Here is a 17,915-nt window from a genome sequence, read left to right on the forward strand (position 1 = left end):
GATTAGAGGTGAATAAAGATGCGTGAACTCATTGTTGGTACAAGGAAAAGTAAGCTAGCACTTATTCAGACAAATAGAGTCATTGATATGATAAAAAAAGCTGGTATTCCTAATCCAATTAAAATAAAGGAAATCGAGACAAGGGGTGATAAAGTTTTAAGTTTACCATTAACAAAGTTAGGTGGAAACGCCTTTTTGCAAGAAATTGAAACTCAATTAATTGTTCGGGAAATTGACTTTGCTGTCCACAGCTTAAAAGACGTTCCTTTACAATTGCCCCCAGGCTTAATGATTGCATCTATCCCAGAACGAGAGGATTTCCGTGATGCCTTTTTGGCTAATCATCATGTGAAATTAAGGGACCTTCCTTCTGGAGCCGTAATCGGTACAAGTAGTTTACGTAGATCAGCGCAACTACTTGCACAGCGACCCGATCTCCAGGTTAAATGGATTCGTGGTTCGATTGACTCAAGAATTGAACAGTTAAACAATGGGGACTTTGACGCGATTATTTTAGCAGTTGCTGGCATTAAGAGACTTGGTCTAGCTGAAGATTTGATTACAGAATATCTTTCGCCTGAGAGTTTTATGCCAGCATTTGGACAAGGTGCCCTTGCTATTGAATGTCGAACGGATGATCAAGAATTACATGATATCTTTCGCCAGATTACAGATCTGGAAAGTGAACGAGCGGTGTTTACTGAACGTTTATTTCTAAATCAATTTGATGACGGTGAAAAAGCCGCGATCGGTGGTTATGCTCTGATTGAAGCTGATGAAATTATCCTTCACAGTACAATTTTATCATTTGATGGAAAAAAAACGATTGACTATCGGGGGGCTGGGAAAGACCCGCAGAAGCTTGCCCAGTCTGTTGCTAATCAATTAAAGAAACAAGGCGCGTTAGATTTGATTCAATCAACAAGGGCGGAGTTGAATCGTTGATGGGGATCGATTTACAAAATAAGACTGTATTGGTTACTCGTGAAGCAGGACAGGCCCATTTATTTGCCGAAAAAATCAAACGTTTTGGTGGGCATCCTGAACAGGTCCCTTTATTGAAAGTAAGTCGTGTCACTGACGGGAATCATTATAAGATTTTTGATAATATTCAAAATTATGAATGGTTATTTTTTACAAGCGCAAATGGTATTCGGTATTTTTTTGAACTTTGGTCAAGTTATTTTACTAGACAAGATTTAGCTGATAAAAATTTTGCCGTTGTTGGTAGAAAAACAGGCGAAGTATTGCGATCCTATGGTTATCAAGCAAGATTTATACCAAGGACTTATAATGCTAAAACAATGGCAAAAGAATTTCTAAAAAAATATGATCCCAAATTTTCTGTTTTACTCATAAGAGGAGAACAATCAAGTCCGATCTTACCACAAGCATTGCTAAGGGCTAGCGTTGAATTTGATAGTTTAACTGTATACCGAACATTTATCAATATAGAAAATGGTGATCTGTTAAATGAGAAACTAGCAAGTGGAAAAATTGATTATATTACATTAACAAGTCCATCTATAGTAGATGCATTTTATACTTTAAGTAACCATGGACAGAAAATAACGGAAATGAATATTGTTTGTATTGGAACGTCAACAGCACGAAGAGCATCTGAAAAGGGTTTGAGAAATCTATTGATTCCTAAATATTTCACAATTGAAGGGATGATTGCTAGGATGAGTGATCATATTGCATGGGAGGAAGGGGATTGTAAATGAACAAATTATCATTTAAACGCCATCGACGCCTACGCTCAACAGCAAGCATACGGGCACTTGTAAGTGAAACGAAATTAACCACCGATGATTTAATCTATCCGCTTTTTATTATTGAGGGCGAGCAGATAAAGCAAGAGGTAGCCTCAATGCCAGGAGTCTATCAATTATCAATTGATTATCTTGTAACCGAGATCGCTGAACTGATTGATTTAGGTATCAAGGCAGTTATGCTATTTGGGATACCTAAGGAAAAAGATCCTGAAGGCTCAGGTGCCTATTGTCATCAAGGGATTGTTCAAAGAGCGATTAGACAGATAAAAGATTTAGCTCCAGAATTGCTTGTCATTTCTGATACATGTTTATGTGAATATACTTCCCATGGACATTGTGGCATTGTAGATAAATTTGGAGTGATTAATGATTCATCATTAATCTTATACGTGAAAGCAGCTATTTCACAAGCACAGGCTGGGGCAGATATAATTGCTCCATCAAATATGATGGATGGTTGTGTAGCAGCGATCCGAAAAGGATTGGATGATGCTGGCTTTCTGGATGTGCCAATTATGTCTTATTCAGTAAAATACGCATCGGCCTTTTATGGACCATTTCGTGAAGCGGCTAACAGTAGTCCTCAATTTGGTAATCGTCTATCTTATCAAATGGATCCAGCTAACCGTTTAGAAGCACTTCGAGAAGTGGAGTCTGATATAGAGGAAGGGACAGACCTCATCATTGTTAAACCAGCATTAGCATATTTGGATATTATGAGGGAGATTAGAAATAAAATTAATACTCCACTTGTTGCTTACAATGTAAGTGGGGAATATACGATGATCAAGGCAGCGGCAATCAATGGTTGGATAGATGAACAAGCAATTGTATTGGAACAGATGATAGCAATGAAACGAGCAGGAGCAGACTTGATTATCACCTATTTTGCTAAGGACTTAGCTAAATGGTTAAAAAAACGGAGAGATCATTTATGAGTCAATTAAGTAAATCAAAAGTAGCCTATCAAGAAGCAATCCAGTTAATGCCTGGTGGTGTAAATTCTCCTGTCCGTTCATGTCAGGCTGTTGGACTTTCACCTGTATTTATCGAACATGGTCAAGGTTCTAGAATAAATGATATTGATGGAAAAGAATATATTGATTATGTCTTAAGTTGGGGACCACTTATTTTGGGGCATGCTCACAAACAAGTTGTTGGTAAGTTAAAAGAAGTAATCGAGAAAGGAACGAGCTTTGGTGCACCAACAATTGCTGAAAATATGTTAGCACAACTTATTATTGATCGAGTACCTTCAATTGATATGGTGCGAATGGTGAATTCGGGGACGGAAGCGACGATGAGTGCTATTCGAATCGCACGTGGATATACAGGTCGGGACATTATTTTGAAGTTTGAAGGGAATTATCACGGACATAGCGACTCTTTACTAATTAAAGTGGGATCAGGTGTTGCGACCTTAGGATTACCAGATAGCCCTGGTGTACCTAAATCTGTTGCGGAAAATACAGTGATTGTGCCATATAACGATAGGGAGAGTGTTCGTCAGGCTTTTCATCAATACGGGAAGAACATTGCTGCTATTATTGTTGAACCTGTTTCAGGGAATATGGGAATTATTCCACCTGCTAAAGGGTTTTTACAGGAACTTCGAGCAATAACTAAGGAAAATGGTTCATTACTAATATTTGATGAAGTTATGACTGGATTTCGTGTTGGTTATGATTGTGCACAAGGATTTTATAAGGTCATACCAGACTTAACTTGCTTAGGTAAGGTGATTGGTGGTGGGTTGCCTGTTGGGGCTTATGGTGGAAAAAAAGAAATAATGGAGCATGTTGCTCCAGCTGGACCGATCTACCAAGCCGGGACACTGTCTGGAAATCCTTTAGCAATGACTGCGGGTTATGAAACATTATGTCTGCTTGACCAATCTGCTTATGATGTGATGAATCGAAGGGTTGACCAACTTGTAGCTGGATATCGTGATGTTGCAGATAAATATAAAATTCCTTTACAAATAAATCGAGTTGGTTCAATGGTTAGCTTTTTCTTTTCTGAACAGTCAGTTACCAATTACGATACAGCGCAAAGATCGAATTCAGAGCGCTTTACAGCTTATTATAAGGGGATGCTTCGAGAAGGCATATATTTGCCACCGTCACCATTTGAAGGACTATTTATGTCAACTGCTCATACAGAAGAGGATATCAATCAGACAATTTCAGCTGTTGAAAAAGTTTTTGCATCATTAAAATAAAAATAATTTAAAATTGGATATGCACTTTTTTATACTCGATTGTAACTGAACGTGAATATTTATACCAACTGAAAGTTCACCTTGTCCATAGCTGTATTCCATATATTTATCTCATTAGATACTAAAGAAAATATTAGTCCATCAATAGAATGCTTATAGATTTTCCTCGGAATAACTTTCTGCTTAAGTAGCAGATTTGACTGCCCTAGGTTTTCACACAATCAATTTACATCTAATTTGATGATGAAAATTAAGGCTAAAAAGTAAGTTATTATTAAATCGAATCCTCTTTTAATGAGAAATATTTAAATCAAGTAGATATCTGCCACCTATTTGTAGTATAATGTATCGGGTGAGAGGAGGATGTCGATAAATGTCCGATTCAAAGAATGATAAAAATCAAATGACTAATGATAATAAACAAACCAAAAAAATTAATCGATCACCTGATGTGGAAGATAAACAATCGAATAAAAATCAATTTAAACAGAATCGTACAGAACGATTTATTCAACGTTGTCGTGATGCAAGTGTTGTTAGAAAAATTGTTTTTGTCTTTATTGTTTTAATGACAGTTATCATGATCTACGTAGGGAAATCTTTGTATGATTTTGTGAAAGACGGTTTATCACCAGTTGATCCTAATAATCATGACCTTATTGGAGTTGAAATCCCGCTAGGCTCATCATCTACCACAATTGCCAATATCCTAGAGGAAGAAGGGATTGTGAATAATGGGTTGATGTATCGTCTTTATATTAAAGTCAATAATTATGCCGATTTCCAAGCTGGAGAATATGATTTGTCTCCATCAATGACTTTAGAAGAGATATCAGAGACGCTCCAAACTGGAAGCGTTGCACGTGAATCGTTATTTACAATCACAATTCCAGAGGGAAGAACAATTGTGGAAATCGCTGAATTATTTGAAAAGAATATTAATATTGATCCAGATGAATTTCTAGAATTAATGAAGGATGAAGAATATATTAGAGAGCTAATTGGACTTTATCCAAACCTCTTGTCAGAGGAAATCTTACAAGAAGATATTCGCTATCCATTAGAAGGGTATTTATTTGCTGCAACATATCCTATTTATGATGAAAACCCTGAAATTGATACGCTTGTTAAAGCGATGCTTGATAAAACCAATGATGTATTAGAAGATTATTATTCTAGAATTGATGAACTAGATGACTTTTCAATCCACGACGTCATGACCTTTGCTTCTTTGGTAGAGCGTGAAGCAAGAGATGAAGAAGAAAGAAAACTTATTTCAGGTGTATTTTATAATCGACTTGAAGAAGGAATGCGCTTAGAAACGGATCCAACTGTACTATATGCTCTTGGTGAACACAAAAGTCGAGTGCTGTTTAGTGATTTAGAGATTGAGTCACCATATAATACCTATTATATTTATGGTTTGCCGATTGGACCTATTTCTAATTTTGGAGTTAGCTCATTAAATGCAGTATTCGAGCCAGCAGAAACAAATTACTTGTTCTTTGTGGCTGAGCCTAATGGTGAAATCCATTACGCAGAAACTTTTGAAGAACATCGTGAATTAGCTAATCGCTACTTAGATCGTGATGTCCAATAATATAATCAGGGACAAGCATATGCTTATCCCTGATTTTCTATATGATTAATTAAATTGATTTATATTGGAGTGTTTGTTAAATATGAACGAGAAGATCAATCAATATTTAAGCGGATTACAGAAGCCATCAATAGAATGGCTTCTTAAAATCGAAGAAGAAGCAAATCGAGATAAGGTACCAATTATGGAGCGATCGGGTATTGATTTTTTGAAACAAATCCTTAGAATCCAACAACCAAAGCATATTTTGGAAATAGGGACGGCAATTGGCTATTCAGCCTTACAGATGATTGATGCAGTCCCAAATACTACAGTGGTAACTGTTGAGCGCGATCATGATAGAATACAACGGGCAAAATTTCATTTTGAACAATATGATCGATTGAAGAAGATTGAATTAATCGCTGGAGATGCATTAGAATGTGTTGAAGAGATCAGTGAGAAAGGTCCTTATGATGCCATATTTATCGATGCTGCTAAAGGCCAGTACAAGAGGTTTTTTGATTGCTTTTCGCCCTTATTAACAGATCATGGGATTGTCATTACGGATAATATTTTATTTCATGGTAGTGTCGTCGATTCAAGTCAAGTGCCCAAACGCTTGCAGAAATTAGCCGGGAAAATTAATCAATACAATCATTGGCTTAGTAATCACTCTGATTTTCAAACCATATTTGTTCCAATTGGTGATGGGATAGCGATTTCAACAAAAGTAAAAGAGGGGTCAATCAATGAATAACAATGAAAAAGCAATAATTATTGGAGTTGCAGGAGGATCTGGATCAGGGAAAACAACAGTTACTCGAGCTATATGTGAGCAATTCCCTAATAAATCTGTTTTAGTGATGGAACAGGATTTTTATTATAAAGATCAATCCCACTTATCATTTGAAGAAAGATTAAAAACGAATTATGATCATCCTTTTGCATTTGATAATGATCTATTAATTGAACATTTGAATAAGCTGCTCAATCAGCAAGCAATCGAAAAACCAGTCTATGACTATAAGCAACATAATAGAACTAATAAAACCATTCATGTTGAACCCAAAGAAGTTATTATTGTAGAGGGCGTTTTAATTCTTGAGGATTTAAGGTTAGTTGAAATGATGGATATTAAAGTATTCGTTGATACAGATCCGGATTTACGAATTATTCGTCGTTTGTATCGTGATATAAATGAACGTGGTCGAACAATTGATTCTGTGATTGAACAATATTTAAATGTAGTTCGCCCAATGCACTTACAATTCGTCGAGCCAACCAAGCGATATGCTGATATTATTATCCCTGAAGGTGGAGAAAATCATGTTGCCATTGATATTCTGGCAACTAAGGTTGAGCAAATTCTATCCAGGAAGGAAAAATACCTTCGCTCTTAACTGCAAGGATTAACGGTCAAAAGTGAATGTAAAGACTTGAATAAATATTTCATCTTAAATTATGTTAAATTAACTATTGAAAATTAACGCAATATCTGCCATAGTATTCTTTAAGTATGTTGGCAAACCTTTACTATCATTTTATAATGATGAGCATAGATATGTTAACAATCGAATATTAATATCAATAAATATATGAAGGTAATGTGTGAAAAGGAGTGTAGTAAATGGCTGTAGATAAAAGCTATTACATGACAAAAGAAGGTAAAGAAAAATTAGTTGAAGAATTAGAACATTTAATAACAGTTAGACGTCCTGAAGTTGTTGAACGAATTAAAATCGCTCGTGATTTTGGGGACCTATCTGAAAATTCCGAATATGATGCAGCGAAAGATGAGCAAGCTTTTGTTGAATCACGCATTTCACAAGTTGAAATGATGATTCGCAATGCGGAAATAATTGAAAGCGATCAAACAAATCCAAATGTTGTTGCTTTGGGAAAAACAGTTACTTTCAAAGAGTTACCTGATGGTGATGAGGAGAAATATACGATTGTAGGTAGTGCTGAAGCTGATCCTTTTGAAGGGAAAATCTCAAACGATTCACCAATTGCTAAAAGTTTAATTGGTCATGAGGTAGGTCAAGAGGTGACTGTTCCGACGCCAGGTGGGGATATGTTAGTGAAAATAATTACAGTAAGTTAATTGAAAAGTGACGAAATTTTATCGTCACTTTTATTGTTAATTGATATCTTTTAAAACGATTTTCTTGTTATGAAAAGTCTGTGCGATAGAGAGGAGCGTTTTATTTATGGATAATGAACAACGATCTTACAGTAGATTAAATCGCTTTGAAAAGAGACGAAAAAATACGAAGTGGCTTTCAATTTTTATGATTATAGGTATCATTTTAATTGTTATTTTTGTCGCTATCTTAGTTTTCTCTAGCCCTGATGATGTCCAACCAGACCCAGATCTTGAATCACCAACTCCAGATTTAGAAGATGAACCTGATCAAGAGATTGAAGCTGATGAGGATTTTACTAATGATGATAAGAATGGTGCTGAAGAGGAAGATGATTCGGATAATCATTTAACAGGTCAGGAACCAAATAATTCAGAAATAGAATATATAGATAGTGATGAAGAAAATGTTGAGTTTTCATACAAGTCGACTTGGCCATCAATACAAACCAAGCAAACAGAGCCACATGAAATTACTTGGGAACAAACTTCACAGGATTGGCAAGAAATGATGAAGGCAGCTGAGCTTGCGACAGGTGTCCCGGTTGATGAAATGTATTACCTATGGGTTTCAGGTAATGGACCACAAAGTGTTATTGCCACTTTTTCAAATTCAGCTATGGATGAGCATTTTCGAGTTTATATCACATGGATTGAATATCAAGGCTGGCAACCAGAACGAGTAGATATGCTTTATGCTCATGATCAAATGCATAACTTTAATTAAAAAAATCAAGGAGTACTGAATAAAGGAGATTAGAAAATTGTGATTGGAATTATCGGAGCTATGGACGAAGAAATTGAACGATTGAAAAGTAAAATGACTATTTTGTCAGAAGAGATGGTGGCAAATTGCCTTTTTATCAGGGGGACTTTACAAAATAAAGATATTGTATTGTTGAAATCTGGAATTGGCAAGGTGAATGCGGCTCTTGCGACAACAATTCTACATCAAAACTATGAACCTGATTATGTCATAAATACTGGTTCAGCAGGTGGACTTGACTCGAGCTTATCGATAGGTGATATTGTGATAGGTGATCGGGTTGTCCATCATGATGTTGATGCAACGGCGTTTAACTACCAATATGGACAAGTCCCTGGAATGCCAGAGAATTATCAAGCGGATCAGACCTTAATCCAAATCGTTGAGAGATCGATTCGATCAATAAATCGGGTTAAATGTAAACAAGGTTTAATTGCTACAGGTGATTCATTTATTCAAAAACCAGAAGCGGTATCCTTTATTAGGGAAAGGTTCCCAAATGTGATTGCTGTTGAAATGGAGGCCGTTGCCATCGCTCAAGTGTGCTATCAGTATGATACACCATTTGTTGTTATCCGAGCTTTATCAGATATTGCTGGGCAGGATTCAGCCCAATCATTCGACGAATTCATTAATCAAGCTGCCAGCCATGCGGCCGAGCTGATTATTAAAGTGGTTGAACAACTATAAATAAAAAAGTTCATTTCATGACTCTCTTCATCTTACTTTGCAATAATTATTCATATTATTAAATTAAGCTGGCTTTCTTTGCTATAAAAACAGGGGTGTCAATAAACCTATCGTTGCTAAAAGCTTTAATAAGGAGAGCTATCGTTGTGGGATATTTAATATTCCTGTTTTTTGGTTGGATTCATTTTTTATTAGGATTACTAATAAATTTTAAAAAAGAAAATTGAAGATTATGACCTAGAGGTATTGAACCTCTCGTTCCTTTATACACGGGAGGTTCAATAATTTGTGGTTATTTTCTCAAAAAGGTATTGATCAGAAATTGAAATAAAAACTGTTTTCCCATGACCTGACCCTAGCGCTTTTCTTGCCGATAATATTCATGAAACACTTTCATCAAAGCCCTCTTTTCAATTCTAGAAACATAGCTCCTTGAGATATTTAATTCTTGCGCAATTTCTTTTTGCGTGCGTTCTTCTGCATTGCCAAGTCCATAGCGGCTAATTAAGACTAATTTCTCACGATCATCAAGGATGGATAAATATTTATTAATCTTTGCTACTTCGAGATTTAATTGTATATATTCAATAATATCTTCATTTTCAGCTTCCAAGATATCGAAAAGACTAATTTCATTCCCTTCTTTATCTTGCCCAATAGGGTCTTGTAGAGAGACGTCTTTTCTCGATTTCTTTGTAGATCTTAAAAACATTAAAATTTCATTTTCTATACATCTTGCTGCGTATGTAGCAAGTTTGGTTCCTTTATTAGGTGAAAAACTCTCAATTCCTTTAATTAGGCCAATAGTACCGATCGAGATTAAATCTTCATTGTCTTCACCTGTATTATCAAATTTTTTGACTAGGTGAGCAACTAATCTTAGATTATGTTCAATTAATTTATTTCTTGCTTCAAAGTCACCAGCTAACATTTTTTTAATATATTTAGCTTCTTCATCAGGATCTAATGGCTGAGGAAAGGCATGGTTCTTTACATAAGAGACAAAAAAAAGCGCATCTTTGATAATTACTGAAAGAGCACTTAAAATGGTTGACATCTTTTCACCTCCAAAATTTTAGGCAAATACCTATATCGACACCTTATGTCTGGAGGTTAGAAAAAGTGTCTGTCCGATCCTCTTTTATTTAAATTTATTTACGAGCCAATTGAATACGATTTGTCTGCCTATCAAACGTTAATAATTTAGGTGAATCAAGGGTTTTATTAAGTAGGTTAATGTTCTTCGTTCCATTTCCCGTTCAATTAAACGAATGAAGTCATCTTCTAGTTTCAATTCAAGTGCTTTTTGATAGCACTCAATTAATAAATCATCTGATAAATTAATCAATAACAACCCTCCTATTCATACCATTATTGATATCTGAATTTCATATGAATACTTTATCAAACTTTGGTAAACGACACAAGTTGATGGTTATCTACATTAGTTGTAGATAAGTTGTGTATATGTCTGTTGATAATAACGAACAAAACTGTAATATAAGCCGTTTTAATGTGCGTGAAGTTATCCACAGAAAAAAACTTGACTGAATTTGTCGAACGATTCTTTGGTATAATCATATGAATATATAACATATAATAAAAATTTAGCTGTTTTCTGTGAAATAATTTTGAAACTGTTTGATAAATTGTTTATGATGGTAGGGTACAATAATAAAGTTATCGTTAATTGAGGTGGATAGTTCTTGTTAAAATTATTTTTGCCTGATCAGCAAGTCAAAAGTATATTTGAAATTAAACCAGAGCAACTCAGGGAAAAGGGAATAAAAGGAGTAATTACTGATCTTGATAATACATTAGTTGCTTGGAATGAAGCCTATCCCAATGATCAAGTCTATAATTGGTTTAAACAAATGGAGCAAAGTGGTATTGAGGTAATGATTCTTTCAAATAATAATAAAAATCGGGTTGAATTATTTTCAAAATCTTTAAAACGGCCTTATGTTTATAAAGCAAATAAACCATTGAAACGATCATTTATTAAGGCAGCTGAAAAAATGAATATAAAACGGTCAGAAATTGTTGTTATCGGTGATCAACTTCTTACGGACGTACTTGGTGGAAATCGTTCGGGCTTTCAAACAATTTTAGTGGTACCGATTGTAGATACGGATGATAAAATAACAAAATTTAACCGTAGTATAGAACGTTTTATTTTAAATAAGTTAGAGAAAAGAGGATTGATCAAATGGGAAGAATAGAAAATGATTATATTTGTCAGGGATGTGGTGTTGCTATTCAAACAGAAAATAAACATGAAGCTGGCTATATCCCTGCATCCGCATTAAAAAATGAAACGATCATTTGTCAACGTTGTTTTCGTTTAAAGCACTATAATGAAATTCAAGATGTTCCTTATTCAGATGGCGATTTCTTAAAAATGATTAGTCAAATTTCTGAAACAACAAGTTTGATTGTCAAACTTGTTGACATATTTGATTTCAATGGTAGCTTCATTAAAAGTTTACAGCGCTTGACTGGAAACAATCCAATTATTTTGATAGGTAACAAAATTGACCTGCTACCAAAATCAACTAATTTAAATCGATTAAAACAATGGATGAAAAAGGAAGCTGCTGATCTTGGTTTGACTGTTCAAGATGTTTTTCTAGTATCTGCAAAAACAGGATTAGGTTATACTGAAGTGAAAAGTGCGATTGAATACTATCGTAATGGTCAAGATGTTTATGTTGTGGGGAGTACAAATGTTGGTAAATCAACTTTTATAAATTATTTGATTAATGAGTCAGTTGGGGAAAAGGATGTTATTACAACTTCATATTTCCCCGGAACAACTCTGGGATTCATTGAAATTCCACTCGATCAAAAGACAGCTTTATATGATACGCCAGGTGTCGTCAATCGCAGCCAAATAACACATTATCTCTCTCAAGAAGATATAAAAGTAATTACACCAAATAAAGAAATTAAACCGAGAGTTTATCAGTTAAATAGCCGACAAACTTTGTATATTGGTGGTTTAGCACGATTTGATTTTATTAAAGGTAATCGCCAGTCTTTTACTTGTTACTTTGCTAATCAGATTAATATTCATCGAACAAAGCTAGATCATGCTAATAATTTGTATAATGAACATTTAGGGAAACTTCTATCGCCACCAAACGAAAAAGATGTTAAGAATTATCCTGCCCTTGTTGAGAAAACAATTAAAATTGCTGAAGATAGGGTAGATATTGTGTTTCCAGGATTAGGTTGGATTACATTATCAGGTGTTCCAGCGACAATTGCTGTTCATACACCGCTAGATGTACCTGTGTCAAAAAGAAAAGCAATCATTTAGGAAGGGGGAAGATCCAAGATGAAACTAGGCTTGATCGGCCATCCAATTAAACATTCAAAGTCACCCTGGATCCATCAGCAATTTCTTGATCAAACTGGAATTAAGGGAAGCTATCAACTTATTGAGATTGAGCCAAACCAATTTGAAGAGAATATAAAAAAATTGAAGCAAACAGATTGGGATGGTTTCAATGTGACAATCCCTTATAAAGAAAAGATTATCCCTTACCTAGATGAGATAAGTTCAGATGCAGAACAAATTGGTGCCGTGAATACAGTTGTTTGTCGAAATCAAAGATGGTATGGCTATAATACAGATGGTTTAGGTTTAGTAACTGCTTTAAAGGATAACTTCCCAGGTTTATTTACAGGAGGTAGATCTGCTTTAATATTAGGGGCAGGTGGGGCTAGCCGGGGGATATACTACGCCTTAATTAATGAAAATTTCTCAGAAGTAGCTATTGCTAACCGAACCATTTCACGTGCTGAAAATTTATTAACTTTAAATCAAGGACAAATCAAGAGTTATGCATTATCATTCAAAGAGGCGGAAGAGCGCTTGTCACAATATGATCTTATTGTGCAAACAACTTCAGTAGGCATGGTACCTGTTACTGATCAACAAGTGATTGATTTAACACACTTGAAACTGGGTGCTGTTGTAAGTGATATTGTTTATCAGCCTTTTTGGACTGCTATTTTAAAAGACGCAGCCACTAGAGGGGGCAAGGTTCATCATGGTCATGAAATGTTAGTTTATCAAGCTAAACATGCCTTTGAGCTCTGGTCTGGAGAAAAAGTTGATGTTAAATCAATTTTATCGCAGTTTAACTGCCAGTAAGACTTCACTTCAGGCATTCGAAGAAAATTAAGAAATGTATATGGGAGATCAACTGACAGTAAGGGACCGATTGCTTCAAAGGTCTTTAGGTCATCCCTTTGCGGGATTAATAAATATTTTCGATGGGACGAGTAACCGCAAATCCCTTCGATGGAACGAGTAACCCCAGTCCCAGTCAATGGGGATAAGGGAAGGTAGACTAAAGCTACCAGATCCTGTATCCTCAAATCACATTGATTGAAGTTTCACTTTATCATTCGATGTCATAAATCGTCTTTTAAAAGGAAAAGTTATGACTGATGATGAGTTAAGGTTACAAGGTAAAATAAGGAGTGAGTTATAATGTTAACGGGAAAACAAAAGCGCTATTTACGAGCTAAGGCACATCATTTAAAACCTATCTTTCAAGTAGGTAAAGAGGGTGTCAATGATAATATGGTTATTCAAGTTAATGAGGCATTAGAGAAAAGAGAATTAATAAAAATAACCATTTTACAAAACTGTTTAGCAGATAAAGAAGATATAGCTAGAGAACTAGTTGCTGGTACCGATGCTGAACTTGTACAAATCATTGGTGGGATCATCGTATTATATAAAGAATCCCTTGAACATAAGGCAATTGAATTGCCATAGATGAAAAATGTAACAAAGTCTTTTCCATGTTTGAAAAATTTTAAAGTGTTAGATCAGAAAAAATGTTTTCTGCTTTCGAGGAGATAGACAATGAAAAAAATCGGATTATTAGGTGGGACATTTGATCCACCGCATATCGGGCATTTAGCAATGGCAGAAGAGGTTTATGAAAGATTATCACTAGATGAGATCTGGTTTATTCCATCTTCTGAACCGCCCCATAAAGAAAAGGCTAAAGTATCTGCTCAGGATCGATTGGACATGTTAACAGTGGCAATTGATCAAGTTGATTATTTTCAAATTAAAACAATTGAATTAGAACGTAAAGGGAAATCATATACAATTGAGACGATAAGGACTTTACAAAGGCAATATCCAAATGCACAGTTTTATTTTATTATTGGTGCTGACATGGTTGAGTACTTACCCAACTGGCATAAAATTGACCAATTAGTTAAAATGGTTCAGTTTGTTGGAGTCAAGCGACCAGAATTTGAGTTAGAAACACCTTATCCTGTTATCTTATTAGATACACCAGGACTTGATATTTCCTCAACGATGGTTAGGCAAAGACTTGAAAAGAACCATTCAGTACGGTACCTTATTCCTCAAGAAGTTTTAGCTTTAATAAAGGAGAGAGGATTGTATGGACAAAGATCAGGCTCTTAAACTGGTTAAACCTCACTTAAATGAAACACGTTATGATCATACTGAACGTGTGATGGAAACAGCGATAACTTTAGCTGATGTTTTTCAAGTTAACCAAGAGGAGGCAATGTTGGCAGCTGTTTTCCATGACTATGCGAAATATCGGCCTTTAAAAGAAATGGTCCAGATTATCAAAGACTTTCAATTACCGGAGGATTTATTAAGTTTTCATCATGAGTTGTGGCATGGACCCGTTGCCTCCATTTTAGTGGAAACAGAGTTGGGAATTGATAATCAAGCAATTAAAGATGCTATCTATTGGCATACGACTGGTCATGGTCAAATGACGAATTTAGAAAAAATAATATATTTAGCGGATTATATTGAACCAGGTAGACATTTTCCTGGCTTAGATATCATTCGAAAGGTAGCAACCAAGAATTTAGATGAGGCTTGTTTTATGGCGGTTAGAAATAGTATGACTTTTTTATTAAGTCGTGAACGATTAATTTATCCGGAAACTTTAAATATGTATAATCAACTGAAACGGAATTTGGAGGAATTGAATTCATGAACAATGAACAACTAATTAAAAACGTTGTTAAAGCAGCGGATGATAAACGAGCTGAAGATATTTTAGTGTTAGATATGAAAGACGTATCTGTTATGGCTGATTATTTTGTTATTTGTGAAGGATCTAGTGAACGTCAAGTACAAGCAATTGCGCGGGGAATAAAGGAAGCGGTAGAAGATAATGACGCAATCGTTAATCGAATGGAAGGGTTTGAACAAGCACGTTGGATTTTAATCGATCTTGGTGACGTGGTTTGTCATATTTTCCATCAAGAGGAACGAAGTTATTATAACTTAGAACGCCTTTGGGGCGATGCACCTATTATTGAAGTTGACTGAGATGAAAAAGAGGGATAAGTCGTGACCTATCAAAAATTAGCTAAACTTTATGATTTTTTAATGGAGGATGCTCCATATGATCAATGGGTTAAATTTACTGAACTTTATATAAAGAAGGATGTTCCTGCTAAGCAAATAAAAATATTAGATTTAGGCTGTGGAACGGGTCAAGTGACTTGTCGCTTAGCAGAAAAGGGCTATCAACTAACTGGAGTTGACTTATCAGAGGATATGTTGGTTGAAGCCGCATCACATGCGATGAAGGACAATTTAAATATTCAATGGATAAAGCAAGATATCACTCAATTAGAAGGTTTGAATCATTATGATCTTATTGTTAGTTATTGTGATGTTGTTAATTACATAACAGATCAAGATAAGTTGAGTGCCACTTTTCATCATGCTTATCAGAGTTTAAGTGATGACGGAGTGTTTTTATTTGATGTTCATAATATGGATTATGTGGAAAATGAGATGGTAGATCAACTTTTTTCTGAAGTTTACGATCATTTAGCTTATATTTGGTTTTGTTATCCAGGTAAGTATGCGGGAGAAATGAAACATGAATTAACATTTTTTATTGAGGAAGATGGGAAATATCAAAGATTTGACGAATTTCATCATCAGCGAACTTATCCATTATCAATATATCTTAAATTATTAACTGAAGCAGGTTTCAAAGATGTGGAACTATATACCGATTTTCAAACAACTCCTATTGATGATTTGACAGTGGAACCTTTGGGAGAACGTCTTTTCTTTGCTTGTCGAAAATAATTAAGCAAAACATTAAAAAAGTACATTTTTGTACTTTTTTTTATTTATAAAGGATTTTTAATCAGCTTTGCCGAACTATATAAAAAGCTCTTTAACAATAAAAAAATGAAATGGAATTGAGGGATACTGTGAAGTGGATAAAAGATAATTTAATTATTGTTATTGTCTGTCTAATTTTATTGTTCGGTATCCTCTGGGAATTATTCCGATCCGATTGGCTTCAACCATCTGTAGAAACATCCCCAATTAACTCTTCAGTAAATCATCCTACATCTAGTCCGTTTGAAAGTTCACCTGAAAATGAGAACATTCCAAATCAAGAGAAAGTTTATGTCGATATTAAAGGAGAAGTCCATCAACCAGGTGTTTACCTAGTCGATCCTAACGACCGTGTAATTGATGTGATTGAATCAGCTGGTGGTTTTACTGATCGCGCTGATGAGAATCAAATAAATCTTGCTGAAAAGGTTTATGATGAAATGGTTATTTTCGTACTAGATCAATCTGAATCAGAAGATTTAACCGTTCAATCTGACTCTAATCATGATAAAATAAGAATTAACCAAGCAAGCCAAACAGAACTGGAGCAATTGCCGGGAATAGGTGAAGCAAAGGCTTTAGCTATAATTCAATATCGGGAAGAAAATGGCCCCTTTAGAGAGGCTGAAGAGTTAAAGAATATTTCTGGTATCGGTGAAAAAACATTTGAAAAATTAGCAGAGTATGTTATTGTACCTTAAAACATCAAGACGTTTAGAACTAACATCGATACCCACGAACAATTTCACGGAAAGGACCTCCTTTCATGTGATTTTGGAATAAGCTTGGATACTGCGGGATATCCCTAGACACAATTGCCTAACAACAACCTGGCTTATGAGTATTCTTTGGTGTATCACCAAAAGCTGCCCAAATCCCACTATCATTTGGTTTGGCGGTACATCGATACAGCTTGTGCGTTTGCAGTTCAGCAATTGGCTGGGTCACAGTCTTAAAACGTAGTTAAACTACAGGGGGAAACAGCATATTCCCATTTGGATCCATTCCAATTCTATTATCTAAGGACATCACGCAATATCCAAGTGAACTGTTTGAAAATAGTGAACTATTTATAGGCAAGTTACAATCAAAAATCGTTAGATTAAAGATACAACAAGTCTTGTACAATGATTCATGCTAGTTTTCTGGAACGAATGGTGACCGACTCCTGTGGGAACAGCACGAGTCTGAAGACCCTGCAGGAAATGGGGTTCTTCCGAGGAGGCTGAAGCCGTGCCCACGGAAAGCGTGTTGCCAATCGTGAAAGATAACAGTCACATAAATTGTACTTTAGGTAATAGCAAAATTTATTTAACGGATTTCCGAAAGAAGTCTCCCATCCTCAAGGAATGAGAAGGGCGATATCCCAATGAGTAGGTGGGAGATGAATTTCGGTTGGCTTTAGCCAAAGCTTGTGATACAATCAGCCTTATCCTGATAAAGGGCTGATATACCAATGAAATTAGATAACAATAATCATTCAGTGTTCTTATTGCACTATCATCTTGTGCTGGTTGTAAAATATCGCAGACAAGTATTTGATAATGAAATATCTGATTTTGCA

At 35.3% G+C, this 17,915-nt stretch carries 22 protein-coding genes; 20 read left to right on the top strand and 2 right to left on the bottom strand.

Translation table 11 applies throughout. The annotated features are described in order from the left end of the window. The first annotated feature begins 18 nt into the window (after positions 1–18). The 10 genes from hemC to mtnN all read left to right on the top strand — a co-directional run bounded on the left by hemC (position 19) and on the right by mtnN (position 9,180). Positions 19–945 (top strand): hydroxymethylbilane synthase, encoded by a 927-nt coding sequence (gene hemC, locus KQI76_RS09060; RefSeq protein WP_216399996.1) that lies wholly within the window; start codon positions 19–21, stop codon positions 943–945. Next, on the top strand, positions 945–1,727 hold the full coding sequence (locus tag KQI76_RS09065; protein ID WP_216399997.1) for a uroporphyrinogen-III synthase: 783 nt from the start codon (positions 945–947) through the stop codon (positions 1,725–1,727). The genes hemC and KQI76_RS09065 overlap by 1 nt, the downstream gene beginning before the upstream one ends. Then, positions 1,724–2,716: a porphobilinogen synthase gene (hemB, locus tag KQI76_RS09070; RefSeq protein WP_216399998.1), complete on the top strand. Its 993-nt coding sequence runs from the start codon at positions 1,724–1,726 to the stop codon at positions 2,714–2,716. The genes KQI76_RS09065 and hemB overlap by 4 nt, the downstream gene beginning before the upstream one ends. Continuing rightward, complete coding sequence (gene hemL / locus KQI76_RS09075; RefSeq protein ID WP_216399999.1) at positions 2,713–3,999, top strand: glutamate-1-semialdehyde 2,1-aminomutase; 1,287 nt, start codon at positions 2,713–2,715, stop codon at positions 3,997–3,999. Before hemB ends, hemL begins: the two co-directional genes overlap by 4 nt. 373 nt (positions 4,000–4,372) lie before the next feature. Continuing rightward, positions 4,373–5,599 carry an endolytic transglycosylase MltG gene (mltG, locus tag KQI76_RS09080; RefSeq protein WP_216400000.1) on the top strand — a complete coding sequence of 409 codons (1,227 nt, stop codon included), beginning with the start codon at positions 4,373–4,375 and terminating at the stop codon, positions 5,597–5,599. An 82-nt stretch (positions 5,600–5,681) separates the two neighbouring features. Beyond that, positions 5,682–6,338, top strand: coding sequence for an O-methyltransferase (locus KQI76_RS09085; RefSeq protein ID WP_216400001.1), 657 nt, complete (start codon positions 5,682–5,684; stop codon positions 6,336–6,338). Then, positions 6,331–6,981 carry a uridine kinase gene (udk, locus tag KQI76_RS09090; RefSeq protein WP_216400002.1) on the top strand — a complete coding sequence of 217 codons (651 nt, stop codon included), beginning with the start codon at positions 6,331–6,333 and terminating at the stop codon, positions 6,979–6,981. Before KQI76_RS09085 ends, udk begins: the two co-directional genes overlap by 8 nt. Before the next feature lie 227 nt (positions 6,982–7,208). Further along, positions 7,209–7,685: a transcription elongation factor GreA gene (gene greA, locus KQI76_RS09095; RefSeq protein ID WP_216400003.1), complete on the top strand. Its 477-nt coding sequence runs from the start codon at positions 7,209–7,211 to the stop codon at positions 7,683–7,685. A 106-nt stretch (positions 7,686–7,791) separates the two neighbouring features. Further along, positions 7,792–8,451 carry a YrrS family protein gene (locus KQI76_RS09100; protein ID WP_216400004.1) on the top strand — a complete coding sequence of 220 codons (660 nt, stop codon included), beginning with the start codon at positions 7,792–7,794 and terminating at the stop codon, positions 8,449–8,451. A 36-nt stretch (positions 8,452–8,487) separates the two neighbouring features. Further along, positions 8,488–9,180, top strand: a complete 693-nt coding sequence (gene mtnN / locus KQI76_RS09105; RefSeq protein ID WP_216400017.1) for a 5'-methylthioadenosine/S-adenosylhomocysteine nucleosidase — start codon at positions 8,488–8,490, stop codon at positions 9,178–9,180. Positions 9,181–9,535: 355 nt separating this feature from the next. Here mtnN and sigK read toward each other — a convergent pair whose 3' ends face one another. Together sigK and KQI76_RS09115 are read right to left on the bottom strand one after the other, a co-directional pair. Next, the gene (gene sigK / locus KQI76_RS09110; RefSeq protein ID WP_216400005.1) at positions 9,536–10,237 is read right to left on the bottom strand and encodes an RNA polymerase sporulation sigma factor SigK; all 702 of its coding nucleotides are present in this window, start codon (positions 10,235–10,237) and stop codon (positions 9,536–9,538) included. Positions 10,238–10,375: 138 nt separating this feature from the next. Next, the gene (locus KQI76_RS09115) at positions 10,376–10,528 is read right to left on the bottom strand and encodes a sporulation histidine kinase inhibitor Sda (RefSeq protein ID WP_216400006.1); all 153 of its coding nucleotides are present in this window, start codon (positions 10,526–10,528) and stop codon (positions 10,376–10,378) included. Positions 10,529–10,886: 358 nt separating this feature from the next. Here KQI76_RS09115 and KQI76_RS09120 point away from each other — a divergent pair, with 358 nt between their 5' ends. The 10 genes from KQI76_RS09120 to KQI76_RS09165 all read left to right on the top strand — a co-directional run. Continuing rightward, positions 10,887–11,402 carry a YqeG family HAD IIIA-type phosphatase gene (locus KQI76_RS09120; RefSeq protein ID WP_216400007.1) on the top strand — a complete coding sequence of 172 codons (516 nt, stop codon included), beginning with the start codon at positions 10,887–10,889 and terminating at the stop codon, positions 11,400–11,402. Beyond that, positions 11,390–12,502: a ribosome biogenesis GTPase YqeH gene (gene yqeH / locus KQI76_RS09125; RefSeq protein WP_216400008.1), complete on the top strand. Its 1,113-nt coding sequence runs from the start codon at positions 11,390–11,392 to the stop codon at positions 12,500–12,502. The genes KQI76_RS09120 and yqeH overlap by 13 nt, the downstream gene beginning before the upstream one ends. An 18-nt stretch (positions 12,503–12,520) precedes the next feature. Beyond that, the gene (gene aroE / locus KQI76_RS09130; RefSeq protein WP_216400009.1) at positions 12,521–13,342 is read left to right on the top strand and encodes a shikimate dehydrogenase; all 822 of its coding nucleotides are present in this window, start codon (positions 12,521–12,523) and stop codon (positions 13,340–13,342) included. A gap of 342 nt (positions 13,343–13,684) precedes the next feature. After that, positions 13,685–13,975, top strand: coding sequence for a ribosome assembly RNA-binding protein YhbY (gene yhbY, locus KQI76_RS09135; protein WP_216400010.1), 291 nt, complete (start codon positions 13,685–13,687; stop codon positions 13,973–13,975). A gap of 90 nt (positions 13,976–14,065) precedes the next feature. Then, positions 14,066–14,644, top strand: a complete 579-nt coding sequence (locus KQI76_RS09140) for a nicotinate-nucleotide adenylyltransferase (protein WP_216400011.1) — start codon at positions 14,066–14,068, stop codon at positions 14,642–14,644. Then, entirely contained in the window at positions 14,622–15,197 is a 576-nt protein-coding gene (gene yqeK / locus KQI76_RS09145) for a bis(5'-nucleosyl)-tetraphosphatase (symmetrical) YqeK (protein WP_216400012.1), read from the top strand. The genes KQI76_RS09140 and yqeK overlap by 23 nt, the downstream gene beginning before the upstream one ends. After that, a complete protein-coding gene (rsfS, locus tag KQI76_RS09150) occupies positions 15,194–15,535 on the top strand; it encodes a ribosome silencing factor (RefSeq protein WP_216400013.1) in 342 nt (113 codons plus the stop codon). The genes yqeK and rsfS overlap by 4 nt, the downstream gene beginning before the upstream one ends. A 21-nt stretch (positions 15,536–15,556) precedes the next feature. Continuing rightward, positions 15,557–16,312 carry a class I SAM-dependent DNA methyltransferase gene (locus tag KQI76_RS09155; protein WP_216400014.1) on the top strand — a complete coding sequence of 252 codons (756 nt, stop codon included), beginning with the start codon at positions 15,557–15,559 and terminating at the stop codon, positions 16,310–16,312. 128 nt (positions 16,313–16,440) lie between these two features. After that, a complete protein-coding gene (locus tag KQI76_RS09160; protein WP_216400015.1) occupies positions 16,441–17,052 on the top strand; it encodes a helix-hairpin-helix domain-containing protein in 612 nt (203 codons plus the stop codon). A 755-nt stretch (positions 17,053–17,807) separates the two neighbouring features. After that, positions 17,808–17,915: transposase (locus KQI76_RS09165; protein ID WP_216400018.1), on the top strand; the 108-nt coding region annotated here is incomplete at its 3' end.

The sequence above is a fragment of the Amphibacillus sp. MSJ-3 genome (genome assembly GCF_018919165.1).
In the GTDB taxonomy this organism is placed as follows: domain Bacteria; phylum Bacillota; class Bacilli; order Bacillales; family Amphibacillaceae; genus Amphibacillus.